The 26,091-nt window shown below is 56.6% G+C and carries 27 protein-coding genes; 19 read left to right on the top strand and 8 right to left on the bottom strand.

The annotated features are described in order from the left end of the window. Positions 1-8: 8 nt before the first annotated feature. A complete protein-coding gene (locus ACZ5EH_RS10640) occupies positions 9-2,681 on the bottom strand; it encodes an ATP-binding protein (RefSeq protein WP_464278105.1) in 2,673 nt (890 codons plus the stop codon). 293 nt (positions 2,682-2,974) lie between these two features. Between ACZ5EH_RS10640 and ACZ5EH_RS10635 the strand changes: the two genes are divergently transcribed. Beyond that, entirely contained in the window at positions 2,975-3,913 is a 939-nt protein-coding gene (locus ACZ5EH_RS10635; protein ID WP_464278104.1) for a DMT family transporter, read from the top strand. Here the strand turns inward: ACZ5EH_RS10635 and ACZ5EH_RS10630 are convergent. Both ACZ5EH_RS10630 and ACZ5EH_RS10625 read right to left on the bottom strand, forming a co-directional pair. Next, positions 3,879-5,417 carry a carboxypeptidase M32 gene (locus tag ACZ5EH_RS10630; RefSeq protein WP_464278103.1) on the bottom strand — a complete coding sequence of 513 codons (1,539 nt, stop codon included), beginning with the start codon at positions 5,415-5,417 and terminating at the stop codon, positions 3,879-3,881. The two genes, ACZ5EH_RS10635 and ACZ5EH_RS10630, sit on opposite strands and share 35 nt — an antisense overlap. Next, complete coding sequence (locus ACZ5EH_RS10625) at positions 5,414-6,166, bottom strand: MORN repeat-containing protein (protein WP_464278102.1); 753 nt, start codon at positions 6,164-6,166, stop codon at positions 5,414-5,416. Before ACZ5EH_RS10625 ends, ACZ5EH_RS10630 begins: the two co-directional genes overlap by 4 nt. Positions 6,167-6,332: 166 nt before the next feature. Between ACZ5EH_RS10625 and ACZ5EH_RS10620 the strand changes: the two genes are divergently transcribed. Then, complete coding sequence (locus ACZ5EH_RS10620) at positions 6,333-7,682, top strand: MFS transporter (protein WP_464278101.1); 1,350 nt, start codon at positions 6,333-6,335, stop codon at positions 7,680-7,682. Positions 7,683-7,741: 59 nt separating this feature from the next. Here the strand turns inward: ACZ5EH_RS10620 and ACZ5EH_RS10615 are convergent, their stop codons facing one another. Beyond that, the gene (locus tag ACZ5EH_RS10615) at positions 7,742-8,854 is read right to left on the bottom strand and encodes a tRNA nucleotidyltransferase/poly(A) polymerase family protein (RefSeq protein ID WP_464278100.1); all 1,113 of its coding nucleotides are present in this window, start codon (positions 8,852-8,854) and stop codon (positions 7,742-7,744) included. Positions 8,855-9,177: 323 nt separating this feature from the next. Between ACZ5EH_RS10615 and ACZ5EH_RS10610 the strand changes: the two genes are divergently transcribed. From ACZ5EH_RS10610 to ACZ5EH_RS10600, 3 genes are all read left to right on the top strand, one after another. Then, a complete protein-coding gene (locus ACZ5EH_RS10610) occupies positions 9,178-9,969 on the top strand; it encodes a hypothetical protein (protein WP_464278099.1) in 792 nt (263 codons plus the stop codon). A 17-nt stretch (positions 9,970-9,986) separates the two neighbouring features. Next, on the top strand, positions 9,987-10,433 hold the full coding sequence (locus tag ACZ5EH_RS10605; RefSeq protein WP_464278098.1) for an EF-hand domain-containing protein: 447 nt from the start codon (positions 9,987-9,989) through the stop codon (positions 10,431-10,433). A gap of 370 nt (positions 10,434-10,803) precedes the next feature. After that, the gene (locus ACZ5EH_RS10600; RefSeq protein WP_464278097.1) at positions 10,804-11,061 is read left to right on the top strand and encodes a flagellar biosynthesis anti-sigma factor FlgM; all 258 of its coding nucleotides are present in this window, start codon (positions 10,804-10,806) and stop codon (positions 11,059-11,061) included. Positions 11,062-11,143: 82 nt separating this feature from the next. Here the strand turns inward: ACZ5EH_RS10600 and ACZ5EH_RS10595 are convergent, their stop codons facing one another. The 3 genes from ACZ5EH_RS10595 to ACZ5EH_RS10585 all read right to left on the bottom strand — a co-directional run bounded on the left by ACZ5EH_RS10595 (position 11,144) and on the right by ACZ5EH_RS10585 (position 13,877). Further along, positions 11,144-11,533, bottom strand: a complete 390-nt coding sequence (locus ACZ5EH_RS10595) for a bactofilin family protein (RefSeq protein ID WP_464278096.1) — start codon at positions 11,531-11,533, stop codon at positions 11,144-11,146. Between the two features lie 317 nt (positions 11,534-11,850). Then, the gene (gene tyrS / locus ACZ5EH_RS10590) at positions 11,851-13,047 is read right to left on the bottom strand and encodes a tyrosine--tRNA ligase (RefSeq protein ID WP_464278095.1); all 1,197 of its coding nucleotides are present in this window, start codon (positions 13,045-13,047) and stop codon (positions 11,851-11,853) included. Between the two features lie 32 nt (positions 13,048-13,079). Beyond that, positions 13,080-13,877: a TIGR00282 family metallophosphoesterase gene (locus ACZ5EH_RS10585; protein ID WP_464278094.1), complete on the bottom strand. Its 798-nt coding sequence runs from the start codon at positions 13,875-13,877 to the stop codon at positions 13,080-13,082. A 276-nt stretch (positions 13,878-14,153) separates the two neighbouring features. Here ACZ5EH_RS10585 and ACZ5EH_RS10580 point away from each other — a divergent pair, with 276 nt between their 5' ends. From ACZ5EH_RS10580 to ACZ5EH_RS10565, 4 genes are read left to right on the top strand one after another with little or no spacing between them, the layout of a single operon-like run. Continuing rightward, a complete protein-coding gene (locus ACZ5EH_RS10580; protein WP_464278093.1) occupies positions 14,154-15,143 on the top strand; it encodes a glucokinase in 990 nt (329 codons plus the stop codon). Positions 15,144-15,154: 11 nt separating this feature from the next. Beyond that, positions 15,155-15,706, top strand: a complete 552-nt coding sequence (gene aroL / locus ACZ5EH_RS10575) for a shikimate kinase AroL (protein ID WP_464278092.1) — start codon at positions 15,155-15,157, stop codon at positions 15,704-15,706. Further along, positions 15,703-16,776 carry a chorismate synthase gene (aroC, locus tag ACZ5EH_RS10570; RefSeq protein WP_464278091.1) on the top strand — a complete coding sequence of 358 codons (1,074 nt, stop codon included), beginning with the start codon at positions 15,703-15,705 and terminating at the stop codon, positions 16,774-16,776. Before aroL ends, aroC begins: the two co-directional genes overlap by 4 nt. 2 nt (positions 16,777-16,778) lie before the next feature. Continuing rightward, positions 16,779-17,825 carry a glycosyltransferase family protein gene (locus tag ACZ5EH_RS10565; protein WP_464278090.1) on the top strand — a complete coding sequence of 349 codons (1,047 nt, stop codon included), beginning with the start codon at positions 16,779-16,781 and terminating at the stop codon, positions 17,823-17,825. 315 nt (positions 17,826-18,140) lie between these two features. On the opposite strand, the gene ACZ5EH_RS10560 is transcribed toward ACZ5EH_RS10565, so the two are convergent. Beyond that, positions 18,141-18,404 (bottom strand): hypothetical protein, encoded by a 264-nt coding sequence (locus ACZ5EH_RS10560; RefSeq protein ID WP_464278089.1) that lies wholly within the window; start codon positions 18,402-18,404, stop codon positions 18,141-18,143. A 725-nt stretch (positions 18,405-19,129) separates the two neighbouring features. Between ACZ5EH_RS10560 and ACZ5EH_RS10555 the strand changes: the two genes are divergently transcribed. From ACZ5EH_RS10555 to ACZ5EH_RS10510, 10 genes are all read left to right on the top strand, one after another. Next, on the top strand, positions 19,130-19,618 hold the full coding sequence (locus tag ACZ5EH_RS10555; RefSeq protein WP_464278088.1) for a hypothetical protein: 489 nt from the start codon (positions 19,130-19,132) through the stop codon (positions 19,616-19,618). Positions 19,619-19,673: 55 nt separating this feature from the next. Further along, a complete protein-coding gene (locus ACZ5EH_RS10550; RefSeq protein ID WP_464278087.1) occupies positions 19,674-20,543 on the top strand; it encodes an AAA family ATPase in 870 nt (289 codons plus the stop codon). Between the two features lie 17 nt (positions 20,544-20,560). Beyond that, positions 20,561-21,181 (top strand): LysE family translocator, encoded by a 621-nt coding sequence (locus tag ACZ5EH_RS10545; RefSeq protein WP_464278086.1) that lies wholly within the window; start codon positions 20,561-20,563, stop codon positions 21,179-21,181. Positions 21,182-21,538: 357 nt separating this feature from the next. Next, positions 21,539-22,288 (top strand): hypothetical protein, encoded by a 750-nt coding sequence (locus ACZ5EH_RS10540; RefSeq protein ID WP_464278085.1) that lies wholly within the window; start codon positions 21,539-21,541, stop codon positions 22,286-22,288. 12 nt (positions 22,289-22,300) lie between these two features. Continuing rightward, complete coding sequence (locus ACZ5EH_RS10535; protein ID WP_464278084.1) at positions 22,301-23,488, top strand: major capsid protein; 1,188 nt, start codon at positions 22,301-22,303, stop codon at positions 23,486-23,488. 130 nt (positions 23,489-23,618) lie between these two features. Continuing rightward, on the top strand, positions 23,619-24,008 hold the full coding sequence (locus ACZ5EH_RS10530) for a hypothetical protein (protein WP_464278083.1): 390 nt from the start codon (positions 23,619-23,621) through the stop codon (positions 24,006-24,008). 3 nt (positions 24,009-24,011) lie between these two features. Beyond that, positions 24,012-24,449, top strand: a complete 438-nt coding sequence (locus ACZ5EH_RS10525) for a hypothetical protein (protein WP_464278082.1) — start codon at positions 24,012-24,014, stop codon at positions 24,447-24,449. Positions 24,450-24,452: 3 nt separating this feature from the next. Then, positions 24,453-24,764, top strand: a complete 312-nt coding sequence (locus ACZ5EH_RS10520; RefSeq protein ID WP_464278081.1) for a hypothetical protein — start codon at positions 24,453-24,455, stop codon at positions 24,762-24,764. Continuing rightward, entirely contained in the window at positions 24,755-25,198 is a 444-nt protein-coding gene (locus ACZ5EH_RS10515; protein ID WP_464278080.1) for a hypothetical protein, read from the top strand. The genes ACZ5EH_RS10520 and ACZ5EH_RS10515 overlap by 10 nt, the downstream gene beginning before the upstream one ends. A gap of 134 nt (positions 25,199-25,332) precedes the next feature. Next, positions 25,333-26,088 (top strand): phage tail tube protein, encoded by a 756-nt coding sequence (locus ACZ5EH_RS10510; protein WP_464278079.1) that lies wholly within the window; start codon positions 25,333-25,335, stop codon positions 26,086-26,088. Positions 26,089-26,091 lie beyond the last annotated feature (3 nt).

Raw genomic sequence — 26,091 nt, 5'->3', positions numbered from 1 at the left:
TGTCCGATCTACTTTTGTTCCCTGTACTCCCGTACTATTTTCTGGACCGTGCGTTCAAGCAGGTCGCGGTCCACTGGCTTGGTAATCACCCCATCCATGCCATTTTCCAAAAACCGCTTAACATCGTCGCGCATGGCATAGGCAGTAAGGGCCACTATTGGAATCGCCGGATCAAAAGGAGCATTTTCGCCACCCTCTCGTATGCGTGTTGTGGCCTCCATGCCATCCATCTCCGGCATTTGTATATCCATAAGCACTATGTCGAACTGTTCCTGCTCCAGAGCGGCCAACGCGGCCTTGCCATTGCCAACAGCCGTGACTCTGTGGCCTTTTGAGCGCAAAAAATCCGAGATGAAAAGCTGGTTGATGGCGTTGTCCTCAGCAAAAAGCACTGTTGCGGACAGACTCTCCTGGATTTCTTGCGGCGGGCTTTGCGGCTTTTCCACAGGCTGTGCGCCATCGCTCTTTTTTCCTTCTTTGAGCTTGGCTGTAAAATTGAAGGCCGCCCCTCTGCCTTCCTCGCTGGCGACCCAGATGGTGCCTCCCATCAGCTCCACCAGCTTTTTGGATATGGCCAGACCCAGGCCAGTTCCCTTGTATTTTTCCTGATAACTGCTGTCCACCTGGGTAAAGCTCAAAAAGAGTTTGTTGAGCTTGTCCTTGGGCACGCCAATGCCCGTATCCCTTACGGTAAACAGCAGGCTGACACGCCCTTGTGTTGTTTCGGTGCGGGAAACCCCGAGGGTGATGTCACCGTTTTCGGTAAATTTGATGGCGTTATGCACCAGGTTGCGCACGACCTGCGCCAAACGGCCGGGGTCTCCGTTGAGAACCGGGGGCACGTCCAAATCCACCTCCAGGTGCAGCTTGTCTCCCTTTCTGCCAGCCTGCGTCTCAAAGGTCTTGAGCGTGCGCTCAAGGGTTTTGCGCAGGTCAAAATCCACCTGCGCCAGGGTGATTCCCCGCGCCTCTATCTTGGCCAGATCCAGGATATCATTGATGATATCAATCAGAGAAACCGCTGAATCAAGTATCATTTCAAGACTTTCACGCAGCTCCCCACCCAGTTCTTCCGTCTCCAGAGTCAGCTCGGCCATGCCGATGACATTGGAAAGAGGAGTACGGATTTCGTGGCTCATGGTCGCCAGATAGACCCCTTTGGCCTTGTTGGCTTCCTCGGCGGCGTTTTTGGCCCTGACAAGCTCTTCTTCCATATGCTTGCGTTCGGTCACGTCGCGGAACATTGTCTGAATAAGGTTGTCGCCAATGAGCTTGGTGCTGAGGTCCAGATTCAGGTAGGCGCCATCCTTGCGCCGATACCTGCGCTCCAGCCGCAGCACGTGCCCTTCGCGCACGAGATCGATAACCCGCTCTACTGGGAGTTCGGCCGTATCCTCAGGGTGTACGAGGTCGCCAACCGGCTGGGAGGTTATTTCCTCCAGATCATACCCCAACCAGGACAGGGCCTGCGGATTGGCGTCCAGCAGAGTGCCGTCCACCCCCACGAGAAAAATACCTTCACTGGCATGCTCATAAATATCGCGATATTGCTGCTCGCTTTCGCGCAGGCGTTCCTGAATGTAGGTAAGCTCGCCGATTTTTTCCTGCAAACCGCCCAGGCTTTGTTCCAACTGGTCTGTCATGGCATTGAAGGCAACCGCCAGTTCACCTATCTCGTCCTTACCGTGTTCCGGAGCGCGAGAAGACAACACACCGCCACGCACGGCTCGCGCCGTGGCGGCCAATTGCTGCACAGGCTTCACTATGCGCCTGATGGACACATACCCCACGCCAAGCGCCGCGATAAAGGATATCCCCACCAGAGCGACAATGGTGCTCAGGGTACTCAAGGCCAAACCAAGTGCGCTGGTCAGATTTCGCTCGGCAACAACAATGAGCTTCAACTGGTCAAAGGAAAAACTGGCAGGCGCTCTGACAACCCAGCGTCCTGCAGAATTACGATGAATGCCCTGATCGACGGGGAGAGGCACTTTGACCCCGGCCCTTGCCGTCAGACTTTCAGAGGTTGTGGTAAATTCGCTATGGGCCAGCAGTCTGCCAGCATCATCCATAACATACACATCTTCGTCATCTCCGGAATTGGTGTCCGTGACCAGGCCCTGAATACTTCCGAGATCCACGAAAGCGACCAGCACCCCATGGACGCTGCCTGTCACAGGCTCGTGAATGGGGACAGCCATTGTCATATAGGGCATGGCTCGCGATTCCTTCCATGAAACCGGGCCAAAATACGAACGACCTTCCTTGAGAGGGGTGATGAACGTATCATCTTTCCACCACTCTCGCGTGGAGGAAAGGGCCTGTTTCGCATCGCGTTCAACGCTCGCCATTTCGTTGCCGTCCAGGTCCAGAACAACCAGCGCGTCGAATGGCTGCTCTCCGAAAAGAAGCATATCCAGGAGGATTTCTCTCTGCTTTTTCCCAGGCAATATTGCGAGATCGGATGTCTTTTCACTTACGGACAGCAACCGCTGCATGTATTGCAAGCGCTCGGTAATCCGGTTGCCGAGTTGCACGGCAACTTCGTGTTCCAGCTTGACCGCCTGGGTTCGGTGCACGGTAAAACTGAACCACGTGACAACAGCGGCCACCACAAGCAGCGGCACCACTGCAAGCAATACGGAAAAAATAAAGAGTCTGTTTCTCAGGCTGCGCGGCATATCTTCGCTCCAAAATCCATGCAAACGGGCGAGTATAATGGCAGGGCTGGTCATATCTGTCCAGGGGTTTGCAACGGAAACACATACGGAATACTGCTGTACCCCGTTAAAAGTCACCCTTGCCTATTGCAAGCACGCCCCCCGGCATAGCCTAAAAACACACCACACGTGTGCAACACGCCCTCTGGAAACTGCACCACACACTCGTTTGGCTCCGGACAACTGTCCGAACCAGCGCCTCTTCCTGATAACTCTGGACAAGTAACGGGCGCAGGCGTACTCCTCCATTTCCCATGCAAAATGACTCCAGACTTATCCCTACCCTGGCGTTGCTGGGGGCTGCCATGCTATGGGGCAGTTCTTTCATTGCCATGAAAATCGCGGTGTCGGCGTTCCCGCCCCCACTCGTGGTTTTCGGTCGCATGCTTATTGCCACCGCTCTCTTCGCCCTCCTTTTTCCCCGGCTCAAACACGTAAAATACCGCAAGGGCGACTGGCGCTGGCTGTTACTGATGGCAGCTTTCGAGCCTGGCCTCTACTTTTTGTTTGAAGCCTTTGCCCTGACGCACACGTCGGCGTCGCAGGCGGGCATGGTCGCGGCATTGCTTCCCTTGATGATGGGCGTCGGCGCCTTTTTGCTTTTGAAAGAGCGCCCCCGTCCTCAAACTTGGGCAGGCTTCATTCTCGCCGTCCTGGGCGTACTCTGGCTGAGCACCTCAAGCGTGGCGGACGCCAATGCGCCAAATCCTGCGTTGGGTAATTTTCTGGAATTTCTGGCCATGAGCAGCGCTGTGGGCTACATGCTGCTGCTCAAACGCCTGAGCGCGCGCTATTCCCCATGGTTCCTCACAGCGGTGCAAGCCGTCTGCGGCTGCATCTTTTTCCTGCCGGCTCTCTTTATCTATCCAAAAGCCGTCACGCACCCGCCTGTGGAGGCCATTGTCTCGGTGGTCTATCTTGGCGCAGTCATTTCCATAGTAGCCTATGGACTTTACAATTACGGCATGAGCAAACTGCCGGCGAGCCAGGCTACCGCATTCGTGAATCTGATTCCAGTCTTCGCCGTATTTCTGGGGTGGCTGATCCTGGGAGAGACATTTACCGGACAGCAGTTTCTGGCTGCCGGCGTGGTTCTTGTCGGGGTCTGCATGAGCCAGGAAAGGCCCTCAAAGGGCGGTCCCAATGGCCCACGACGGATTACAATCCGTAAACCTCGCCGAACTTCTCATTAAGATACGCAATCAGATACGCTGCGTCGGGCTCTTCCCCCGTTGCCTGCTGCACAAGCGCCCGTGGCCGCAAACGCCGCCCATGGCTGTGGATGTTCTTTCGCAGCCAGCCCAACAAAGGGGCGAACTCTCCTGCCCCAATCATTTCTTCCAGCGACCCCAGTTCCTTGCCAGCCGCCTGAAAAAGCTGCGCAGCATAGAGATTGCCAAGGGTATACGTGGGGAAATAACCAATCAGTCCAGCAGACCAGTGCACGTCCTGCAGTACGCCAGAGGCCATGTCCGGAGGCGTTATGCCAAGCAGTGACTGCATCTTGTCGTTCCAGGCCTCAGGTAAATCGGCAGCCGCAAGATCGCCGCGGAAAAGCGCCAGCTCAAGCTCGAAACGAAGCAATACGTGCAGGTTGTAGCAGACTTCGTCAGCATCAACGCGGATCAATCCGGGTTTCACCTCATTGACGGCACGAACAAAGTCATCCTGCGAAACCTCGGCAAGGCTTGTAAAGCGCTGCTGCGCGATGGGGAAATAGTGCTTCCAAAAGGCTGGAGAGCGCGCCACCATGTTCTCCCACAGTCTGGACTGTGATTCGTGCACGCCCAGTGAAACGGCCTGCCCCATGGGTGCGCCCCAATGTTGCGCTTCCAGCCCTTGCTCGTACATGCCGTGGCCGGCCTCGTGCATCACGCTGAAAAACGCTTCATTGAAATGGTCCGTGCGAAAACGCGTGGTAATGCGCGAATCACCTGGGCCAATGGTAATGGAAAACGGATGGGCCGTTACGTCGAGCCGCCCCGCTTCCAAATCGTAGCCAAATGCGCCGACCACTTCGAGGGAGAAGTCACGCTGGGGCTCAATGGGGAACTCGCCTGAAAGGCAGGAGGCATCCGGCTTCTTGGGAGCGCCCTCCAATCGACCAAGCAGGTCCACGATGGCAGTGCGCAATGTGGCAAAAAGAGGCTCCAGCCGTGCTGCACGCTCGTCAGGCTCATAATCATCCAACAGCGCGTCATAGGGCTCGCTGTCATAACCAACGGCCTCGGCTTCCTGCCTTTTCAGCTCGAGAATGCGCTCCAGATGGGGAAAAAAGCCCTTCCAATCATTTTTGGGGCGGGCCTGCTCCCAGGCGGTCTCGGCTACAGAGCAACTTTTGGCCAGCTCCACGGCCAGGCTTTGCGGAATTTTAGCGGTGCGGTCGAAATCGCGCCGCCATTCGCGAATATTGGCGGCTTCGGGAGATGCAGCATCCTTGGCCCAGTCGCTCCCTTCCAGATAGTCAAGGACTTCGCCCCGCCGTGGATCCACCTGCCGCTCGTGCACCATGCCGGCCAGTTGCGCCAGCACGGATGAGCGATGCTCGTGCCCTTTGGCAGGTATGTACGTGCGTTGGTCCCAATGCAGGAGCGCTGCCGTGGACTCCAGGTCCGCGGTTGCGCGGCTGTGCTCACACAGCCAGGCATAGGCGCTCTGTGGCGAATCCAGAGAGGGGGCGTCCTTGCCGCTACTCATTGCCCGGCCTCTCCATTTTTGTTGCTCGCCTCACCTGCCTGGGCAGCGCTTTGGTAGGTCTTGCCATCCACCAGCTTGCCATCCTGCCAGGTGCCTTCAATGCGGGTGCCGTCAGCCTTGGTAAATACACCTTGCCCCTCGGGGAAACCTTCGTTGAACTCCCCCTCGTAGGTGCTGCCGTCAGGGTAGGTCAGCTTGCCCTTGCCCTGCATGGTGTCTTCCTGGAACTCACCCTCGTACTTGGTGCCGTCGGCCCAGGTATATGTGCCGGTTTTGCGCCAGCCTTTTTCGTATATGCCTTCGAAACGCTCTCCGTCGGGCGTGGTATACACAGCCTTGCCCTGCTTGTTGTTCCTGTCCCAGCCGCCTTCGTACACTTCCCCCGTGGAGTAGGTAAGCTTGCCCTGGCCTTCCACAAAGTCGTCCGTAAAGTCGCCTTCATAGCGCTCCCCGTCCGGACGGGTGTAAACGCCTTTTCCATGGCGGAAATTGTTGACGAAATCGCCCTCGTACTTGGAGCCGTTGGGCCAGGTCATGATGCCAGTGCCATAGGGTTTGCCGTTTTTGAACTCACCCTTGTAGACCACGTCGCCTTCAAAAACATAGGTGCCGTTGCCGTCCTGGCAATTGCCCTCCGTACAAGCGGCATGACAAGGAGCGGGGGCGATGAGATACAGCGCCCCGGCCAGGGCCAGGACCAAAGGCAGACAAAACACGGTATTCCAGATCAAAGTGCGGGATACGTACATTTCATTCCTCCCTGCATGCTTTGGTGCAGGTTGTTTTCGTTGGCATGGAATATATCCGATCCGCCACTTGCGGTGCTTTCCATACCCGGCTACTTTTCGCAGTCATTGGGCAGAAAGTAAACCCCGTGCAGCAGTTCTTCCCCTCCTGGCACTCCAGAGGCAAAAAATGAACCAACCGCCCCTTTCCAGTGAAAAACAACAGAAACGCCGCATTACTGCCTGGGCCATGTATGATTGGGCAAACTCGGCCTACGCCACCACGGTGATAGTCGCCATCCTTCCGGCGTATTTCGCGGCGGCAGTAGTCCCCGAAGGCGGCTGGACACCGCCATGGGGAGGTGCGCCCCTGCGTGCGACAACGCTCTGGGGCTACGCAATGAGCCTGTCCGCGGCATTTGTTTTTCTGCTGGCCCCCTTTTTGGGCGCCATGGCCGACTTTTCTGCAGCCAAGAAGCGCATGCTCATGTTCTGTTGCTTCATGGGCAGCATCTGCACCCTGCTGTTGCTGTTCGCCACGCCAGGGCAGGTAATGCTGACTCTGGGGCTCTTCATCCTGGCGCAGATGTGCTTCAATGGCGGCAATATCTTTTACGACGCCTTTCTCCCACACATCGCCCCAAAACATAAAAGAGACGCCGTTTCCGGCAAGGGGTTCGCCTTCGGCTACCTCGGCGGGGGGCTACAGTTTTCCCTCGCTCTCGGGTTGGTGGCCGGACACCAGTTTCTTGGCATATCCCAGGACCTGGCTGCCCGTCTGGCCCTGGCCATGGCCGGGTTATGGTGGGGCGGTTTCGCCTGCATCACCTTTTTTCGGCTGGAGGAAGACGCTTCCCCGCGCGCCTTGCCGGCCAACGCAAGCAGCAGCTCACGCATCATCGGGTACGCCAAGATGGGCTTTCAACGCGTACTGGGGCACACCGCACAGCTCAAACACCAACGCCGGTTGCTGCTCTTTCTGCTGGCCTTTCTCTTTTATAATGACGGCATTCAAACCGTCATCAACATGGCGACCATATACGGCAAGGAAGAGCTGGGGTTCTCCACCACGACCCTGATGCTGACCCTGCTGATGATCCAGTTTCTGGCAATATTCGGCGCCCTGCTGCTGAGCAGACTGGCGGAGAAAATAGGCACGCGCAAAGCTCTCATGCTCGCGCTCCTCGCATGGTGCGGCATTTCCATATACGGCTATTTCCTCGAACACCCCTGGGAATATTTTCTGCTCGGCGCCGCGGTGGGACTTGTGCTTGGCGGCTCCCAGTCCCTTGGCCGCTCGCTGTATGCGAACATGATTCCCAAGGAGGCATCGGCAGAATACTTCGGCTACTACTCCGTTATCAGTAAATTCTCCAGCATAGGCGGTCCGCTGGTCTTTGCATTTATCACCCAAATGACGGGCAGCTCTCGCAACGCGCTGCTCTCCCTGATTGTTTTCTTCATCATCGGGCTGTTGCTGCTCTGGCGTCTGGGTGGCGCAGGGCCAGACGCCGCCATAGAAGAGCAGGACATTGCCTAAACGCCAGGAAATCTTTCCCTAAACAGCATTAATTCCAGCCATTATGGAAGGATATACCGTCAGTTTTCCAAAGCCTGCATGCGCAGCCGCGACAGGGCCCTCCCTGAGGAGCGCCCCTTGCCTTGTTGGTGAGCCGGCAGACGCACATTCAATATTGTCTGCAAATCCTTGCGGATTATTTCGCCCGTTGCTTCATGGGCAGCCACGCCATACTGCGCCATGGCCAGCAGGGTCATGAGCCCAGCCAACCGGGTGCGGTGGCAATATAGCAGCAAGCTGATCTTTTCCTTTGAAGAGAGGGTTGCGTACCCGCGAATGCTCTCCAACAGGGCGGCGGCGTCACGCCCTGCCCGTATCCATGTCCCGGGGAGTTTCAAGGTTACGCCAAAGTCGTACGCCACGGTGGGCCCCATGTGCCGACACATGGCCATATAGACGCCCATGGCCGCCGCGTCGCGTTTGGGGGGCAAGGAATGCACACCAGAACGGGCTCGCAACAGTATTCCGGCCATATTCTGCATAAGGCTGCTCGCCTTGTCAGTCAGTTCCGGCGCAAGGACAAAGGGAGCAAACCACCCTGTCTCGTTTGTAAAGCAGCCGCCGCTGTGCAGAAACGACAGGAACCGCGCTGGGGCGACGCCTGCGCAAGCCTTGCGCACTTCATACCCGATGCGCTCGGCCGCCACACGGTTAAGGCCATGCGCAACACCAGCCCGCATGGCGACGAACAATCCGGGGCCGGCAGAAAAACCAGGCAAGGTCGCGGCAAACCGCGCCGCCCGGATGGTGCGGCAAGGGTCGGCGACAAAATTCTCCACCGCCACGGGGCGTAGGATGCGCGCCGCGATATCCTGCATTGCCTTGGGGTGGGCGATGATCTTTCCTTGTCGCTGCATCGCGTCATCATCCGCCTGCAAAAACACTTCCCTGGCCATGGCGTTTATGGTGAGGTCGCGGGTGCGCAAATCGCTCTCAATATCCACTGCATCGCTGCGGGTGTATTCGCATCCATTGATCACATAAATGCCCAGTGCACCGCCAATTCGTTTTGCTCCGGGGAATTGTTGCATGAATGCGGCCTTTCCTGCTTCAAGCACAACGTAATCGCGGTCGCTAAGCGCCCGGCCCATAAATGCATCCCGCAACGCACCGCCTACAAGATAAATGCGCATACAACGCCGTACCTTTTCAAACACTCTGTTTACAACATTATTCACATATTCAGCGCCATTGACAGTAAGCACGTGATCCTTATTTATAGACAAGGACCTTTTCCGGATGCACCGTTCTTTTGTTGCATAGCCTGACTGATGCGGACTGCATAGCCGGAGAACTGGACGTTGCATCGATGGACGCTGTACCTTCTCAGTACACCAAATACAGCTGTTTGTGCAGCATATTGCCGGCTGCTGGCAGGCATGCGTTTCTCCGCGCCACGAGAAGCGCGAAGCGTTCTTGCCTTGTTTCAGCTAGTTGGGGTAGAATAGAGTTATCCATGCAGCATCAAAACCTCGTCAGGGAGCCAGTGCAGGTGGAATCCACCGGTATTCAACGCGACTTCGACATTGTGGAAATTCCTTTAGAAGGAGTTGCCGCCTATTGGCTTTCAATTAAAAAACTTGTGGAAGGCAAACGTAACCTGAAGCTTCTGGAGGAAGAGGCGGCCTATACGAGCGAACCCTCCATCAAGAACCTTTTGGAGTACGTGACCGGTGATTTGCCGGAAGACAAGATTGCGCATTATGCCGCCATCAAGCGAACAAACACGTTGGCTGTGCTCACACGCAAAATGGATTTGATGCGTTTGACGCTGCTGGACATTGCAACAGTTGAAAATCCACGCAAGACCTTGGCCAAGATGACGGCGCACTACGCCCGCTCTCCCCTGAATGAGGAAAAAGCATTTGCCTATGCCCAGGAACTTGTGCAGCAGGCCACCGACGGTGTGGATGACAAGGCCAAATTATTCAATGTAGGGCACAGACTGAAGGATGACCGCCTGATGGTCACACTTTTGTTCTACGTCCTATGGTCACGACGTGAAAGTAAAATGGCCTGCGAACCCTTTTTGGAATTTATCGAATCGAATTTTTTCTGTGACGGGCTTGCACTGGTCATTGACGGCTTTGATGCGCCTTTTGTGCGCAAGAGGCTACAAGTGCACAGAGACGCCATCATCGCCGAAACCAGACAAAAGCTGGAAATGAGTCTGGAACTGAGCCTGGCGATCCGCCAGAAGCGGAGCTATGCCGACGTATTTAGGATCGCACTGGCTTATTTGGAGTAATACGCAGGAGATTCGCCATGTTAAGAAAATTTTCCTTCATAACGTTTATTGCGGTCTTGTCTTTTGGCCTGTTCAGCCCTTTGCCAGGCAGAGCAGGGGTGGAGACCTTTGATATTCTTGACCTGGATGGCAACGGGGTGCTCACGCTGAGTGAGTTCCGCGAGTTGTCAAAAAACAAGCTGCTGCTTGAGTCCGCATTCAACAGGCTGGATACGGACGGTAACGAAATGCTGTCCAGAAGCGAACTGGGACTGGATGGCCGCCGGCTCCTCAAGCAGGCGGACATGAACCAGGACGGACAACTCAGTGTCGAGGAGTTGGAAGCATTTTTCAGCCATGTGGATACCGACCCTGTTTTCAAGCAGATGGATGAAGACGGCGATGGGGACCTCCAACGCCATGAGTATTTTCTGCAGAAAAAGGAAACCAAGGCGGGTTTTTGGGTGCCGCTTATCCGTTTCTAGTCACGCACTGCCTGCACCCACACCTTCGATGCTCCCCCTGCTCTGGAGCGCAATGCAAAAGGGTCTTCTTTTTGCCTGTTGCTGTATGCGGGTAGTATTCCGCTCATAAATTGCATAACTGCACGAGCAGTATACCTGCTCTGCATTGTTATAGAGCCCTCCCCCCCGAGACAGACAAAAGCAGATTTTTTTTTCGGTCTGTATCGCTTACGCCACGCCCTTTTCCTCACATCAGAACATTTTCCCCATAAACACACCCCTAAATATTCATCAACTCACACCGATATTTTGTGCAGGCTGTTCAACACAGCCGCAGCATCATGGAGTATTGAGGTGTACTTTTGTAGAAAATTGTAAAAAAGACATAGCAATGCGCGAAAAGGAATACAAAAAAGGCGGACAAACGTCTCCCGCCCAAAAAACACAGCAGGAAGCATCCCCTCCTGCTGATGGTTTTGTATCACTTGCGCAAGCTATGGATGATGGGGAGCAGTCACTTCTCACCCCTCGCGAAGAAAAACTGCAACGCCTCAAGGAGCAGGTGCAAAATGGCTCTTACAAGCCAAACCTGCGCAAGGTCGCCATGGTCCTTGTCCACGACGACGCGGATTCCCTTATCGAATCCTGACACACACAGCACACCTAGGCGCCCTGCTCTGTGTACTTGCAGCGTATGAACGTGTCGTTCATTTGGTAGCGATGCGCAGAAGCTATACGTTGCCGCCAGGTTCCTTCCCCATGGAAATGTCGCCATCAAAGATAGCGCCATCTTCCATTGCCAGCCCCTTGGTGTACATCTGCCCAGTACAGACGGCAGTCCTCTGCAAAAGCGCCTTTTGCGAGCAGTTGGCAGTGCCGTTGAGTTCCCCGGCAACACGCATCTGGCCTACCTCGACAGAGCCTTCGACCTTGCCGCCCTGCCCTATGACCAAAACGCCCTTGGAAACGATTTCGCCGGTAAACGCACCTGAAATCTGGGCGGTGCCTGTGAATTCCAGCCGGCCCTCAAACCGTGTGCCAGCACCAAGAAACACGTTGATGCCGGCGTCCACGGAAGCTTCAGTTTCCGGCGCCGTATTATTTTTCTTCCCGAAGACCATGTGATGCTCCTTGCCGCACAGGCGTGCGGCTTGTGCCCCCCGCGCGGACGATGTCCGCATCAGGATCATACAGGGTGATATATGCAAAACGCCGTTAGCATTCCGCTGTCCATTCACTTCAGGAAAAGACATTGTGCGTTACGATTGCAACCAAGACTATTGCCTGCGCTCCGCCTCTTCCTGGTCCACCTCCTTCCCCGCAGGGAGCAGGTGGCATCCTGGTGTAACAGATAGCGAAGCTGGCAGACTTTGAAAACAGACGCCCTGTTTTGCGGTGGGGTGTGCATTGCCGCACACGCGCACCGCGCAAACCATACTTAAGAAGTGACCGTGAGCTTCAAGAACCTCTTCTTGCCAAGCTTTATCACATATTCCCCAGCGGGCAGAGATTCTTCAGCATTTTCACAGCGCTGCCCATCCACGGAAAGGGCTCCCTGACGTACGAGCCGCTTTGCCTCGCCGCGGGAAGCAACCAGACCGCTGTCGGCCAATACTGCGAGGGGCTTGCTGTCTTCCCCTGCCTTTACCATAGCCTTGGGAGCATCTTCAGGCACCCCGCCGCCGGCAAATACCTTGTTGAAGCCTTCCTGGGCCTCGCGTGCCGCGTTGGCTCCGTGATACCGCGCCGTGATCTCATAGGCCAGGGATTCCTTCACCTTTTTGGGGTGATCCCGGCCATCGCCGACCCTTTCCTTCAATGTGGCGATTTCCGCGATGCTTTTGTCGGACAACAGCTCGAAATAGCGCCACATCAACGCATCGGAAACCGACATCAGCTTGCCGAACATATCAGCAGGGGCGTCTTCAATACCCACATAATTGCCCAAAGATTTGCTCATCTTCTGCACGCCGTCCAGCCCTTCCAGAATGGGCATGGTCAAGATCACCTGCGGCGCCATCTTGTATTGTTGCTGCAGCGTGCGCCCCATAAGCAGGTTGAACTTCTGGTCCGTGCCGCCCAGCTCCACATCGGCGCACAAGGCCACGGAGTCATACCCCTGCACAAGGGGGTACAAAAATTCATGAATGGCAATGGGGCGATTTTCGGTATAGCGCTTGTGGAAATCATCGCGCTCGAGCATCCGCGCCACGGTATAACGCGATGCCAGGCTTACAAAGTCGGCAGCGGAAAATTTGTCCATCCAGTGCGAGTTGAAGGCGATCTCAGTCTTCTCCTCGTCCAGAATCTTGAAAATCTGACGCTTGTAGGTTTCGGCATTGGACAGGACCTGCTCACGGGTCAACGCAGGGCGGGTTTCGCTCTTGCCTGTGGGGTCCCCGATCAAGCCGGTGAAGTCACCAATCAAAAAAATGACCTGGTGCCCCAGCGTCTGAAAATGCTTCAGCTTCTGAATGAGAACCGTATGCCCAAGGTGCAGATCTGGCGCGGTAGGGTCGAACCCGGCTTTCACGCGCAGGGTCTGCCCTTTTTTCAACCGGTCGGTCAGTTCTTCTACAGAGATGATTTCATTTGCGCCGCGCTCGATGAGCTGCATACTTTCTTTAAGATCCATGCCTGTTTCCATTTGCAAGGTTTGCAGTGTTCTCAACCTTCCTGGGGTTGTCGGCAAAAAAGCTCGATGCTGACAGCCCTACCGGTTGCGTCGTCTGTTTCCAACACAGCGCCAGAAAGCGTTGCGCGTCCTTTGGCCAGCGTAAAGCGCGATGGCATGCCGGTCAGAAAGCGTTCGAATATGGGCTCTTCGCGCATACCCAAAATAGAGTCGTGGACCCCGCACATACCGGCGTCGGTAATCGCGGCCGTCCCTCCTTGCAGCACCCGTGCGTCGTTGGTCTGCACATGGGTATGGGTGCCGAACACCGCACTGACGCGCCCGTCAAGGTAGCGGGCCAGCGCTATTTTTTCCGAGGTGGCCTCGGCATGAAAATCCACAAGAATCGTCTTTATGTCCTCAGGCAGCGTGGCCAGAAGACTATCCGCCTTCCGAAAGGGGCAGTCCAGGGGTTGCATGAAGGTTCTGCCCTGCAGGTTGAGCACGGCAACGCTATGCTCACCGCCATCCACAGAACCAGGCAGCGTATGCACGCACATACCTGTACCGGCCAGCTCTCCAGGAAAGTTAGCAGGCCGCAGCAACCGGGATTCCCGATCGAGGTAATCCTGAATGGATTTGTATTTCCAGATATGGTTCCCCGAAGTCAGCACATCGGCGCCTGCGGCAAAAAGCTCCTCGGCGCCCTCGGGATCAAGCCCCAGTCCCCCCGAGGCATTCTCCGCATTGACCACAACCATATCCACTTGCAACTCCCCGCGCAAAGCGGGCAGCTGGCGTTTTACCGCATTACGTCCAGGCCGCCCAACAACGTCACCTAAAAAGAGCATTCGCATCGCGTCGTATGGTCCTTTACCCCCAGTGATAACACGTCCACTGACAGGGTGCGCAGATTATACCATCCCCTTGCGAAGTCAAGCGCCGCGCCAACATGCGGCTTTTCCGGGCACAATCCCCACCTTACCCCGGGGACTCCCCCGTTTCCAGCACTTGGCCTTTCCCATGGCAATAGTGTATGACTCAAAACGTTTGCACCAGGACAGCAAGATAAGGCACTTGAAGCACCCCCACGCCAAGAGGTATCTGCTACGAGGGAGAGCTGCACCATGTCACACATCATCGGCGCCGATATAGGCGGTACCAACAGTCGCTTTGCCCATTTTTCGCTCGAAGGGGGCGATCTGGACCTGAAACACAAGGTGTGGTTGCCAACCTGCGAAGCAAAAAGCTTTGCAGATCTGCTCGCCATGCTGGAGGCATCCAAGTTTCCCCTCCCCCTGCAAGACGCCGACGCCATTGTCATTGCCATCGCCGCGCCAGTCCGCAGCGGCACCTTGTGCACCCCTGCTAACATTCCCTGGACCATTGATCTCAACAACCAGGAAGTGCGCCGACAAATGCCCCGCGCCCTGCTGGTCAACGATTTTGTGGCGCAGGCGTATGCCTGCATTACCCACGCCGTGAAAGACGCAAAACTCATGCTGCCCGGCACCGCCCATGCAGACGGCGCAAAAGCCATCATCGGCGCAGGCACCGGCCTGGGCAAATGCGCGCTCATGCCTTTACCAGAGGGCGGTTTCTGCGCTGTCCCCTCTGAAGGGGGGCATAGCGAATTCCCTTTTGTCAATGACGCCGAATATGAGTTCGCACGTTTTGCGAGAAAAGAAACCGGCCGTACACAACTCATCGGTGATATTGTGGTGGCGTCCCGCGGCCTTGAGCTTCTCCACAAATTCTTCACCGGTGAAGACCTGGAAGCGGCGGAAGTCACGGCCCGCTTTCCAAAAGACGCGGCTTCCTCCCCTGACAGACCAGAAACTCTGCGCTGGTACTCCCGTTTCTATGCCAGAAGCTGCCGCAACTATGTCCTGGAGGTCATGGGAACTGGGGGGGTGTTCATCTCCGGGGGTGTTGCCGCCCGTGTTCCGGATGTGATCGCCGCACCTGAATTCAGTGAAGAATTTCGTTCCAGCGAGACCCATGAAGCCATGCTGGCCGATGTTCCTGTCCTTCTCAATCACAACCAGAACTCCGGATTATGGGGCGCTGCCGCAATTGCTGCGCAACGTGTCCTCAACTGGAAAGCCCCCTCCTAGAGCAACGAAATATGACTTCTTGCAAACAAAAACACATTTTTCTCGTAGGCTTACGCGCCAGCGGTAAAAGTACCCTTGGCAAACGTCTTGCACAGTCTCTCGCGCTCCCGTACATCGACATGGACGCAGCGCTCGAGGAACGGGTGGGGGGAAGCATTTCCAGCTACGTACGTTCCATGGGGTGGGAAACATTCCGCACCCAGGAATCCGAATTGCTGCAGGAAGTTTGCACGTTTGAACCCCATGTGGTGGCAACCGGTGGCGGCGTAGTTCTTTCGCCGGAAAACCGGGCCACACTGTGCGATGCAGGACTGGTCCTGTATCTTGAGGCAAATGCCGATACCCTGGCCAAACGCCTCTCCAAAGACCCGCTTCCGGGACAACGCCCTCCTTTGAGTGCGCTGCCCCTGGAAGAAGAGCTGAAAAAGACCCTGGTAGAGCGCAAACCCTTTTACGAGGACTGCGCCCATATTACGCTCGATGCGACGTTGCCACTTGAAACCCTCGAGCAGAGCGCCCTGCAAGCGATTGAACAGGGCAAACAACACGGAGCAAACTCGTGAGCGGCAACACCTTTGGCCGCAACTTCCGCCTGACGACCTTTGGGGAGTCCCACGGCCCTGCGCTTGGTGGCGTTGTGGACGGCTGTCCCGCCGGTATTCCACTGGACGAGGACGTCATTCAGGAAGAGCTGGACAAACGCAAACCCGGTCAGGGCCCTGCATCCACCCCCCGCAAGGAAAGCGACCGCGTCCGGTTGCTTTCCGGCGTATACGAAGGGCAAACCACGGGCACCTCCATTGGATTCGAAATCGCCAATAGCGATGCCAGATCTAAAGATTACGAGCACCTGCGGCATGTTTTTCGCCCAGGCCACGCAGACTACACATACCAGGCCAAATACGGACACCGCGACCATCGCGGCGGTGGGCGCTCATCAGGGCGCGAAACCGCAAGCCGGGTAGCCGGCGGCGCCATTGCCCAGGCCCTGCTCCAGCTCCATGGCGTATTTGTTTACGCCTATACGCTGGAACTGGGCGGTGTACGTGCAGAGGTGCTGGATGTTGAGGGCGCTGACGACCGGCCCTTCTTTGCGCCAGACCCTTCCATCGTAGAAAACTGGGAAGAACGCGTGGCCGAGGTGAAAGGCCAGCGCGACAGTCTTGGCGGCATTGTCGCCGTGGAGGCCATGGGCGTTCCAGCAGGACTTGGCGAGCCGGTTTTCGATAAGCTCGACGCCATGCTTGCCTATGCTGTCATGAGTATCGGCGCTGTTAAAGCCGTGGAAATCGGTTCCGGTGTGGCGGCCGCCACCATGCTGGGCAGCGAACATAACGACCCCCTGCCCAAGCCTGGCGCTTTCCGCATGGCCAATACCAATGCCGGTGGCATTCTTGGCGGCATTTCCACTGGCCAGCCCATTGTCCTGCGTGCTGCGGTCAAACCCATTCCCAGCATCAGCAAGCCACAAATGACCATTGACGACGAGGGGCAGACTGTCTCCCTTGAACCAAAAGGGCGCCACGACATCAGCGCCATTCCACGCATCGTCCCCGTCATCAAGGCCATGGTTCGCCTCACCCTGGCGGACCTGCTCCTGACGCAGTTGCACCAGCAGCATCACAAGTCCTGATAATGGCGCGCATACTCTACGCCATAATGGGGGATGCCAGAGGGCATCTGAGCCGCTCCCTTTCCGTGGTGCAGCAAATGCCGGACCATGACTATCTCTTTGCAGGGGGGGGCAAGGTCCTTGAACTGCGCAACGAAGGGCACCGCGTGTATGAACTGCCCATGCTGGGCACCTTTTATAAGGACACCCGGGCCGATATCGCGGCCACGTTGTCCAACGCCGCGCGCCTCCTTCTCGGCAAAAAGAAAACCATCCGCAACTGCATCAAGGAAATTGAAAAATTCCGCCCTGACCTCATCATTTCCGATTACGAATTCTTCGTGCCCCTGGCCGCCAAAAAAATGGGGCTGCCGTGCATCAGCCTGGATCATCAGCACATACTGACCCATTGCGACTATGCGATTCCTGAAGGCAAGCTGATGGATCGCCTGTTGACGTTTTTCCCCATCAAATGCCTTTACAGTAACGCATCAAAATTTATCATAAGTTCCTTTTTCCAGCTTCCGGTCAAGGACGCCAGCGTTGCAAGCGTTGTCCCCCCCATTCTGCGCAAACGGGTTTTGCAGTTCACCCCTGGGGAGGGCGACCACGGTCTGGTCTATACCAGCGGCGGCACCTTCCATGCGCTGCTTCCAGAACTCGAAAAGATGGACCGAACGTTCCATGTCTATGGATTCGGCGAACACCCCCCCAGGAAAAACCTGATCTTCAAGCCCTTTTCCCAAAATGGATTTCTGGAGGACTTGAGTACGGCGCGCTACGTGGTATCCAACGCGGGGCACAACCTCATCAGTGAGGCGCTGTATCTTGGCAAGCCTGTGGTCTGCCTGCCGATCCAGTTGATGTACGAACAATTTTTCAACGCCTACAACCTGAAGAAGCTCGGCTTCGGTGATTACGTCCTGAATTTCAGTCAGCTGCTCCCCACGCTCAAGGAAATGGAACGAAACGCTCCTGTCTATGAAGAGCGCATTCGCCAGTTCAATTTCTGGGGGAACAAGCTGGTGGTGGAAAAACTGGAACAGGAACTGGCGCACCAACGCCTCTGACCCCCCTGCCTCTCAAGGCCTTTTCCCAAAGATAGAGCCGACACCACGGTGTCAGGGCCTACTAGGCGACCACTCCCCTTAGCTAATCAAAAAGGCCGATAGCGGCTTTTTCGGACGTAGCGTGGCGAAAAGAAGCGCACCCTGCATGCCGTGCAAGGGGGCGATGTAAACGTTTCCAAAGATGGAGATGGGAGGCGCTGCAAAGGGGGGTATCTTGTGAAAAAAAGCGCTTGGGAGGAGGAAAAGGTGTACTGACAAGTCCGGATCAGTTTCGGCAAGCGCCAAGGGTGTTCGGCCTCAGAAGCCGAAGAGGTATCAGGACTCCAGTGCCTTGATTCCCTTGTCCGTGAGAATCATGCCCTCCAGGCCGGGAAAATCATCCGAATCAACGTAGCTGTAGGCAACACAGCCCATCTGAAATGCTTCACGAACAGCATTGGAGCTGCAGGAATCCACAACCCAACGAGGCATCATACCGCAGTAACGATTTGATTTGCTGAAAAGGTTGACTGCATTAAGAAACTGCTTGTGATTGTCTCCAATCCCCATCTGGTATCCCTCACTAACGGTCGTTTCCATAACTGGTTCAAACATTACTCTATACTTTTTCCAGATTTTTCACTTCGATGACGTGGATGCAACTGGCAAAACAGTATGCACAACTGTTCAATTGGCAAATCCGTGCGGACAATACACCGACACAAGCTCATTGTTAAGCCTTTTTTAGAATACATTATAATATACATAAATACAGCAATTTACCTTGTACAGACAATCGTTTTTTCGTAGTTTCTCCTACCTTTCGGGTATGCTTAAAACATGCACATTTTCTCTTTAAGCAAAAATTTGAATGGAATACCAAACGTGGAAAGGAACACTATAGACTAGTATATATAATTATCGTTTGTGTACACAACTGTCGGGCGAAATCACACAGCGAAGAGCGGAAATAACCATCCAAAGCCACCAAAAAAGAACAGACTTGCGCACAGACCGCCATTTTGCCCTCCACTCTGGCTTTTCCCGAGAGTCTGTTGTATTGTTGTTATGAAACGGAATGTGGCGGCCTTATCTTCCCGCAGGGGTGTTCTTTGCAAACACGTGGGAAACAAGCAGAGATCAGGCTGTCACAGACGGGGGCATGCAGCAGGATGCCCCGTCCTTATCTTTCTGGACTGGTCCTTACATACCAAAATTGCACGGCTTCTTGAGCCGGCAGGTCGCATGTCGATCAGGTCCAGACTGTTTACAAAGACTGCAAGCCGGGGGACAGCCACGACCGCCCCCGACCAGGGAGCGATTACATGGACAAGAATCAGACAGCCACCCGCGAAGAACGCCGCACGAGCGACATCCTCTCCGAGGTGCTAGGCGCTGCGACAGACGCGAATTCTCTCCAAACCGACGACCTGGACAAGCTCATCTACCGTGATCCCAAAGAATTACAACGGGTTGTACACCGTGCGTTCAAGCTCACAAACTTCTCGGCGCCGGCCATATCTACGGATCTGCGCAAGCTGGTGGAACCTGAAAAAGAAGACTTCGAGGATGTCCAATCCTTTCATCTGGCACCGCGAAAAAAGAAAACAACCATCTATTTTTCCAAAAAAATCCACCTAATGCTCAAATCAGCAAAATACCGCATGCGCAAAATGGTGGACCCCGAGTTGGAAAAAAAGATTTCCATGTCCAGCATCATCAACAACGCCCTTATTATTGTGTTGCATGAGTTCGAGGTGAAAGGCGAAAAGAGCATTCTGCTAAAGCAGATCGTCAAAAAGCTGAACAAGTAAAGGCGATTCAGGTCTCTTTCGAAGTATCAGTCAGCTGCGAACTGGAGCGAATGCAATGGAAATTGTTTGTCCCAAATGTAACTTCACCCGGACCATTGACGACAGTAAAGTCCCCACCAAACGGGCCATTGTGCATTGCAAGGCCTGTGACCACCGTTTCCCTTTGAAACGGGCGCGCGCCGTTGGCGTGATGATCAGCAAGGGCGGTGTCGGCAAGACGTCAACATCTGTAAATCTGGCCCACGGCCTGGCACTGCGGGACAACCGCGTGCTGCTTGTGGATACGGACACCCAAGGCCAATGCGCCTACCTGCTTGGCGTCAAACCCAAAGCCGGACTCACTGAATTCGTCATGGGCGATCAGCCCCTTGAAGAATGCCTGACCAAGGCCCGCGACGGTCTCTGGTTGCTTGGCGGCGGCAAGAACCTGGCTGAGCTCAAACGCTTCATAGACCGCAGAGACTTTGGCGGTGAATCCACACTCACCGAGGCATTGACCCCCCTTGAGGTCAATTACGATTTCATCATCGTGGACACATCTCCAGGGTGGGACCCGCTCACCGTAAACGTACTCTTTTACGTCAAGGAAGTTCTGGTGCCCGTTTCCCTGGAAGTCATGAGCGTGCAAGGGCTTTCGGAATTTCTCAAAAGCTTTTCCTCCATCAGGAAATACAACAAGAGCGTACAGCTCAAATACATTCTGCCCACGTTCCTGAACCGCAACAACAGAAACTCCACGGAGATTCTGGAAGGTTTTGAGAAACTCTACGGCCGCTACCTGCTCACCCCTATTCGCTACAGCCCACGGCTGGCGGAAGCCCCTGGCTACGGCATGACCATTTTCGAATACGCAGGGGGGGATAAGGTAGTGAATGACTTCCGGGCGCTGGTCAACGACGTGCTCAATGAAGACGAGATGGGGTAATCCAGATGCAGGCCATCATGCATGACTATGTTCTTTCCCTTGCCGGATTTGCTGGAATATGGTTGGCGGCGGTCATCAGCCCGGGGCCCAACTTCATCATGGTTACACGCGCCAGCCTTGGCTGTTCGCGGGAGGCGGGTATCCGCGTCGCCCTGGGGGTCGCCGTAGGCGCCGCCATTTGGGCCATTGCCACCCTTCTGGGCCTGCAGGCCTTGTTCAAGCTGTTTCCCTGGCTCCTGGACGCCGCCCGGATCATCGGCGGAGTCTATATTCTGTATCTGGGGCTGAAAACACTGCTCAGTGTCGCAAACCATAAGAATGAAACGCCCACAAGCACACAGGCGCTCCGCACCCCTCCTTTCAGACAAGGGCTGTACACCAGCTTTTCCAACCCCAAGACGGCGGTCTTTTTCGGTAGTATGTTCAGCGCTTTGCTGCCTCACGGGGCGCCCGTCTGGCTCTATGCCGTCGCCATCATCATGCTGACGGGCATCTCCATTTGCTGGTACGGCGGCGTAGCCTGCATCTTTTCCCTGCCCGGCGCACGCCGCATCTACCTGCGCTGGCAACGCCTGCTGGACGCCATAACCGGGGGGCTTCTCACCCTCGTTGGTGTCCGCTTCATCTCCAGCCGTTAATTGCTCCCCCCTGTTTGCACGGGGAAAGCGCCATTTAAAAATGGCCTTTTCCCACGTTCCTTTTTTCCGTTTCGCAGCAATGCATTCGTAATTCCCTTAATCCCTATCTTTTTCAGCAATCATGTCGCGCCATTCTAGTGCGTCCACTTCCCTGACATGTCTTTATAAAACGCTTCACCCTACGCTTTGGGGTGAAACGTTGCCCTCTGATGCTTTGGTTTTTTGACGCGTAGTCTTCCCTCGCATGAACGACGGCGCCCCATGGCAACGCAGCGGCAACGCCCTTTTGTCGCCAGCGCTCCGGGGCCAGGCCCAACATCCGGCCAAGCCGGACAGAACAGCGTCAGGAGCACACGCATGACAGATGAAACGACTCTTCCTGAACAATGGCAGGAACTCCCGGAGGTCCGCGAACTCGTGGACAAGTCGGTGGGAGAAGCGCGCGCGGCCCTGTCCGCGGAGCGCGACACACTCAAGCGCGAGCTGCGGCAATTGAAGGAGCAGTTGCAGCAAATGCGCGAAGCCGCGGCCGCACAATCCCCTGCGGAGGCGCAAGGGGCAAAAAAGCCCGACGCCGGCTCTCCCCAATCCGGGCAACCGGAACAGCAGGGGCAGCCGGAGCAGACAGGGCAGACAGGGCAGATCGCCCGTCTTCAGACCAAAATCAGGGAACTGGAGGCAGAGCTCAAGGCAAAAAACGATCGCCTGGCTGCAGAAGTGCTGGAGCGCGGCATCCGCGATGCCGTCGCCAAGGTGGGCGAAGTGCACAAGGACGCCTGGCCCGATGTGGTTGCTCGCGGCAAGGCTCTTTTCTCCATCGACGAGCAGGGGCGCCCTGTTGCCCGCGATGCCGACGGCAACATCATCTACGCCAAAGATGGGCTTGCCCCCATGGATTTTGCTGAATGGGCCCGGAAGCTCATGGCGGAGGCGCCGCACTTGTTCAAGGCTTCTTCCGGTGCTGGCTCGGGCGCAGCAGCCGGAACCGGCTCTCCACAAGGCGGTCGCCCCGTGACCATAACCAAGGAACAGGCCAGAAATCCGCTGCTCTATCGCCGCGCAAAAGAAAAAGCGGCCAAGCTGGGCAGCGAGCTGCTCATCCAATAGCGAGGTGCATCTATGGGCAATTCTCTCACCGCATACCAACCCACGTTTTACGCCCAGGAGGCGCTGCTGCATCTGGAAAAGGCCCTGGGCATGGCCACCCGCGTCCACCGCGGCTACGATGCCGAACGCCGCAGCGCCAATCTGGGGCAATCCATCTCCATCCGCAGACCGGGATCCTTTGCCACCCAGGCCGGCGGAACAGGCAACACCCCTGATTTGCAGGCCGACTCGGTTACCATCTCCCTGAACAACTGGCGCGAGGTAAAATTCGCCGTCACCGACAAGGAACTTGCCTACGGCGGGGAGCGTCTGGTGGACGAACACATCGCCCCCGCCGCCTATGCCCTGGCGTCCTATGTGGATGCCCAGCTTACCGGTCTGTACAAAAACATTCCCTGGCAGGTCGATTGCGCCGCCCCCCCCACCGAGGCGGACATCCTGGCCACGCGCAAGGTTTTGCGCACCAATGCCGGCGCCCTGGTGGATGCCGGCAACGTCCACTTCGCCATCGATGGCGAGCTGGAAGCCGCCTTCCTTGCACGGGATGTTTTCCACTCCGCAGCCGTTGCAGGGGCGAATTCTGCAGACGCTCTCTACCTGGGTTCTCTGGGTACGCGCTTCGGTGTGGAGCACTTCGTGAACCAAAACCTGCCAGAGCATGCTTCCGGCTCCGTGGTTGCAGCCGGCTCAGATACTGCCGGCAGCCTCAATGGCGATCACCTCAAGGGCGCGACCACCATATCCATTGCCGATTTCTCCGGCGCCGAAAATCTTGCCGCGGGTGATGGGTTTACCATTGCAGGGCACACCCAGCGGTATGTGGTCGCCGAAGACGCCAGTCTTACCAGCGGCGCCAACGCCCAGGTCGGCGTCTACCCTCCCCTTGTGCAGAACTACGCCGACGGCAGCGCCGTTTCCTTTGATGATGGCAGCGCCGCCGACGTGCATGCGGACAACTACCACGCCAACCTCATGTTCCACCGCAATGCCTTTGCTTTGGCCTTTGCGCCCCTGCCGGAAATCGGCGACGGCGCAGGCGCAAACATGGCGGTGATCTCGGATCCCTCCACTGGACTCTCCATCCGTTCGCGGCTGGCCTACATCGATGCGTCCGCCACGGTGAACGTGACCCTGGATGTGCTCTTTGGGGTGGCCTGCCTTGATCCCAATCTGGCTGTGGTGCTGCGACGCGACGTCTGATTTCCCTGATTACCCGGTGGCGCTTCCCCTGGCCGGAGGCCCATTTGGAAGGTGGGGGGTGGTTCACAGAAACCGCCCCCCTCTCGATCAAGGCGACACATGACAATCACGAAAGAACAAGGAGTGCGGCATGGGCGCAGTAGCAACAGTGCGCATCGTATCCCCAACAAATCCTGAACGCTGCCTGCGCATCAATGCCACGGACCTGGACCCGGCGCAGCACACCCTTTGGGAGAAGCGAAATGTAAAGCCTTCCAGACCTGAGCATGACCACGCGCCATCTGCGGGCAGGCAACACAGGCAGTACCCGGCGGAAGCGTTGCAGCAACTGTTGCTGACAGCGCAAACCATGCCCAGGACCGAGCTGCTGCAAACGGCGGCACGGCTGGGATTGCGGCTGGACAAGCGAATCCGCGTGCAAAAATTGCGCGACGAACTCGTCAGCCATTTGCAAAAGATGCTGTCCGCCCCGGTTCCCGTTACCACCCATGACGCACGCACCCCGGAAAGCAGGAGCTGAACCATGCCCTATTCTACAGATCAGGACCTTGAGCGACGTCGCGCAGGCATCCTTGCACTGCTGCCGGAAGGCGCTGCGGCACTGCGTGAAATGGCTGAAGAGGAACTCCTCGACGACATCGAACGGCAGTGGTACCGCGCCGCGGCCGCAGCCCGCGGCATGGACTGGCGCACCATGCCCATGCAGCCATCCCGGCTCGAGCTGCAGGCGTTGCGGCGGCTTTCAGTGCTCAAGACCCTGGCCGTGATCCATGAACGGTTGATGCAATACAACAAGGGTGAGAGTGACGGCTTCGAGCGCCACCGGCTGCTCTATGAAAAGGAGTATGCAGCGCTGCTGGAAAAACTGGTGCGCTCCGGTCTGCGATACGACTGGGATGGCTCCGGCCTTGCCGACACTGTGGAAACAACTGCGGCGCGCCGCCAATTGCTACGGGGGTGAGGCATGTACGTTACCAGATACGCCACCCCAACTTCCGGCTGGGTGCAGGGCATCACCCTCTCTCCCCAGGAAGGAGCCCTGTTTCTTGAGCGCAGTCTGGCCGCAGGGTTGCCGGTCCACTCCGCCCCCTTCATGGGTGCATCTACACAGCAAAAAAAGGGCAAACGCAAGCTGTTCCAAGGATTTCCCGGAAAAGAAAGCGGCTGCCGTCTTGTCCCTGCCGGCCGCACGCCCCTGTTTCCCGGGCGCGAACAGGCCCGCCACCCCTTTGGAAAACTGGCAGCCCGCGTACTGGAGGCTTCCCCATGGCGCTGAGCAAACGCGAACGCATCGTGCGCGACATTCTGGCTGCGGTGCAGTCCCTGGACTGGGTAACCACGGTGGTGCGGCGCCCCTATGCCTGGGCAGAGGAACTGGACGGTTTTGCGCAGACCCAGTTTCCCGTGGTCTCGGCCCTGGCCCACCTGCCCAAACCGGTTCAAGAGCGCCGCGCTGGAGCAGGCAAGGAATTTGTCTCCACATTGGACGTGGACATCTATGTTTTCGCCCTGGAAGCCGCAACGCCGGATGCGACCCTTTCGCAAATGCTGGACGGGCTGTGGCAGGCGCTGTTCGCTGACCGCAGACGCGGGGGGCTGGCCATGGATACCACGGTGTTGCCGGAAACCGAGGCTGCCCATCGCCCTCCCTATGTTGGGGCGTGGCTACGCGCACGTATCACATACGTACATGACCACACAGGTATGTAGTCCGGTGGCGCCACCCCAATGTTACCTGGCCGTTTCACTGAAACAATAACAATTATCGCAACACAATACGCATGAGCATCCAAACCTTTTCAGGGGTGCAATGCTCGCCAACGTCACAACCAAGGAGCACTTCCATGCCTACCGGTCTCTCTTCCAATAACGGTTTCATCGGTTCGGGCGATTTGCTGGTAAAGGACCTTGCCGACGCCACGGGTGGCTACCGCCCCGTCGGCAACGCCAGCCTGTTCCAGCTCACCCCAAAAGTGGAGCAGCTCGAACGCAAAAGTTTTCAACGCGCCTCCAGGGGGCAGACGCTGGACACCGTCAAACGCCTGGACGGTGTGGATATCCGCATCGAGGTGGACACCTTTGGCCGCGACAACCTGGCGCTGGCCCTGGCCGGCGCGGCAGCGGATTTCAGCCAGAGTGAGGTGACCGCCCAGAGCGTCACTATTTCCCTGCCCCATTCGCAGTGGATGGAGTTGGGCGCCTACAATGTTTCCGGGGTTACCATCGCCGACAAAACCGAAGGCGTGGATTTTCTGGTCAAGCCCGAAGCTGGCCTGATCATGGCCTTGCCGGATGGAAGCATTGCCGATGGAGACGCAAGCGAAGTGACGTTCAATGCCGCCGCCATTGCAGCGGGAGAAGGGTACGGCATAGACGGCGGCGTAAAGGCCGACATCCTGCTGGCCCTGCGCCTGGACGGCTACGACGACGTAAGCGGTCTGAGCATGATCACCGATGTGTGGCGCGTGCGCGTCAGCCCCACCGAGGCTTTTGGCTTCATCACCCCGGAATTCAACAAGCTGGTCCTCACCGGTACGGCCGAAACCCCGGACGACAAAGCCAGCCCTTTCCGCACACGCATATTGCCTGCCATGAGCTGAGCC

The organism is Desulfovibrio biadhensis (genome assembly GCF_055388615.1).
This window is presented reverse-complemented; position numbering and strand designations above follow the sequence as displayed.

What these genes read in the sequence shown, in the direction of transcription:
- ACZ5EH_RS10635 (WP_464278104.1), top strand. Translation starts at nt 2,975, where the DNA reads ATGCAAAATGACTCCAGACTTATCCCTACCCTGGCGTTGCTGGGGGCT.
- ACZ5EH_RS10600 (WP_464278097.1), top strand. Translation starts at nt 10,804, where the DNA reads ATGCGCGAAAAGGAATACAAAAAAGGCGGACAAACGTCTCCCGCCCAA.
- ACZ5EH_RS10610 (WP_464278099.1), top strand. Translation starts at nt 9,178, where the DNA reads ATGCAGCATCAAAACCTCGTCAGGGAGCCAGTGCAGGTGGAATCCACC.
- ACZ5EH_RS10595 (WP_464278096.1), bottom strand. Translation starts at nt 11,533, where the DNA reads ATGGTCTTCGGGAAGAAAAATAATACGGCGCCGGAAACTGAAGCTTCC.
- ACZ5EH_RS10640 (WP_464278105.1), bottom strand. Translation starts at nt 2,681, where the DNA reads ATGCCGCGCAGCCTGAGAAACAGACTCTTTATTTTTTCCGTATTGCTT.
- ACZ5EH_RS10515 (WP_464278080.1), top strand. Translation starts at nt 24,755, where the DNA reads ATGGCGCTGAGCAAACGCGAACGCATCGTGCGCGACATTCTGGCTGCG.
- ACZ5EH_RS10555 (WP_464278088.1), top strand. Translation starts at nt 19,130, where the DNA reads ATGGACAAGAATCAGACAGCCACCCGCGAAGAACGCCGCACGAGCGAC.
- ACZ5EH_RS10630 (WP_464278103.1), bottom strand. Translation starts at nt 5,417, where the DNA reads ATGAGTAGCGGCAAGGACGCCCCCTCTCTGGATTCGCCACAGAGCGCC.
- ACZ5EH_RS10625 (WP_464278102.1), bottom strand. Translation starts at nt 6,166, where the DNA reads ATGTACGTATCCCGCACTTTGATCTGGAATACCGTGTTTTGTCTGCCT.
- ACZ5EH_RS10560 (WP_464278089.1), bottom strand. Translation starts at nt 18,404, where the DNA reads ATGGAAACGACCGTTAGTGAGGGATACCAGATGGGGATTGGAGACAAT.
- ACZ5EH_RS10605 (WP_464278098.1), top strand. Translation starts at nt 9,987, where the DNA reads ATGTTAAGAAAATTTTCCTTCATAACGTTTATTGCGGTCTTGTCTTTT.
- ACZ5EH_RS10580 (WP_464278093.1), top strand. Translation starts at nt 14,154, where the DNA reads ATGTCACACATCATCGGCGCCGATATAGGCGGTACCAACAGTCGCTTT.
- ACZ5EH_RS10540 (WP_464278085.1), top strand. Translation starts at nt 21,539, where the DNA reads ATGACAGATGAAACGACTCTTCCTGAACAATGGCAGGAACTCCCGGAG.
- ACZ5EH_RS10525 (WP_464278082.1), top strand. Translation starts at nt 24,012, where the DNA reads ATGCCCTATTCTACAGATCAGGACCTTGAGCGACGTCGCGCAGGCATC.
- ACZ5EH_RS10615 (WP_464278100.1), bottom strand. Translation starts at nt 8,854, where the DNA reads ATGCGCATTTATCTTGTAGGCGGTGCGTTGCGGGATGCATTTATGGGC.
- ACZ5EH_RS10620 (WP_464278101.1), top strand. Translation starts at nt 6,333, where the DNA reads ATGAACCAACCGCCCCTTTCCAGTGAAAAACAACAGAAACGCCGCATT.
- ACZ5EH_RS10520 (WP_464278081.1), top strand. Translation starts at nt 24,453, where the DNA reads ATGTACGTTACCAGATACGCCACCCCAACTTCCGGCTGGGTGCAGGGC.
- ACZ5EH_RS10530 (WP_464278083.1), top strand. Translation starts at nt 23,619, where the DNA reads ATGGGCGCAGTAGCAACAGTGCGCATCGTATCCCCAACAAATCCTGAA.
- ACZ5EH_RS10545 (WP_464278086.1), top strand. Translation starts at nt 20,561, where the DNA reads ATGCATGACTATGTTCTTTCCCTTGCCGGATTTGCTGGAATATGGTTG.
- ACZ5EH_RS10585 (WP_464278094.1), bottom strand. Translation starts at nt 13,877, where the DNA reads ATGCTCTTTTTAGGTGACGTTGTTGGGCGGCCTGGACGTAATGCGGTA.
- ACZ5EH_RS10510 (WP_464278079.1), top strand. Translation starts at nt 25,333, where the DNA reads ATGCCTACCGGTCTCTCTTCCAATAACGGTTTCATCGGTTCGGGCGAT.
- ACZ5EH_RS10565 (WP_464278090.1), top strand. Translation starts at nt 16,779, where the DNA reads ATGGCGCGCATACTCTACGCCATAATGGGGGATGCCAGAGGGCATCTG.
- aroL (WP_464278092.1), top strand. Translation starts at nt 15,155, where the DNA reads ATGACTTCTTGCAAACAAAAACACATTTTTCTCGTAGGCTTACGCGCC.
- ACZ5EH_RS10550 (WP_464278087.1), top strand. Translation starts at nt 19,674, where the DNA reads ATGGAAATTGTTTGTCCCAAATGTAACTTCACCCGGACCATTGACGAC.
- tyrS (WP_464278095.1), bottom strand. Translation starts at nt 13,047, where the DNA reads ATGGATCTTAAAGAAAGTATGCAGCTCATCGAGCGCGGCGCAAATGAA.
- ACZ5EH_RS10535 (WP_464278084.1), top strand. Translation starts at nt 22,301, where the DNA reads ATGGGCAATTCTCTCACCGCATACCAACCCACGTTTTACGCCCAGGAG.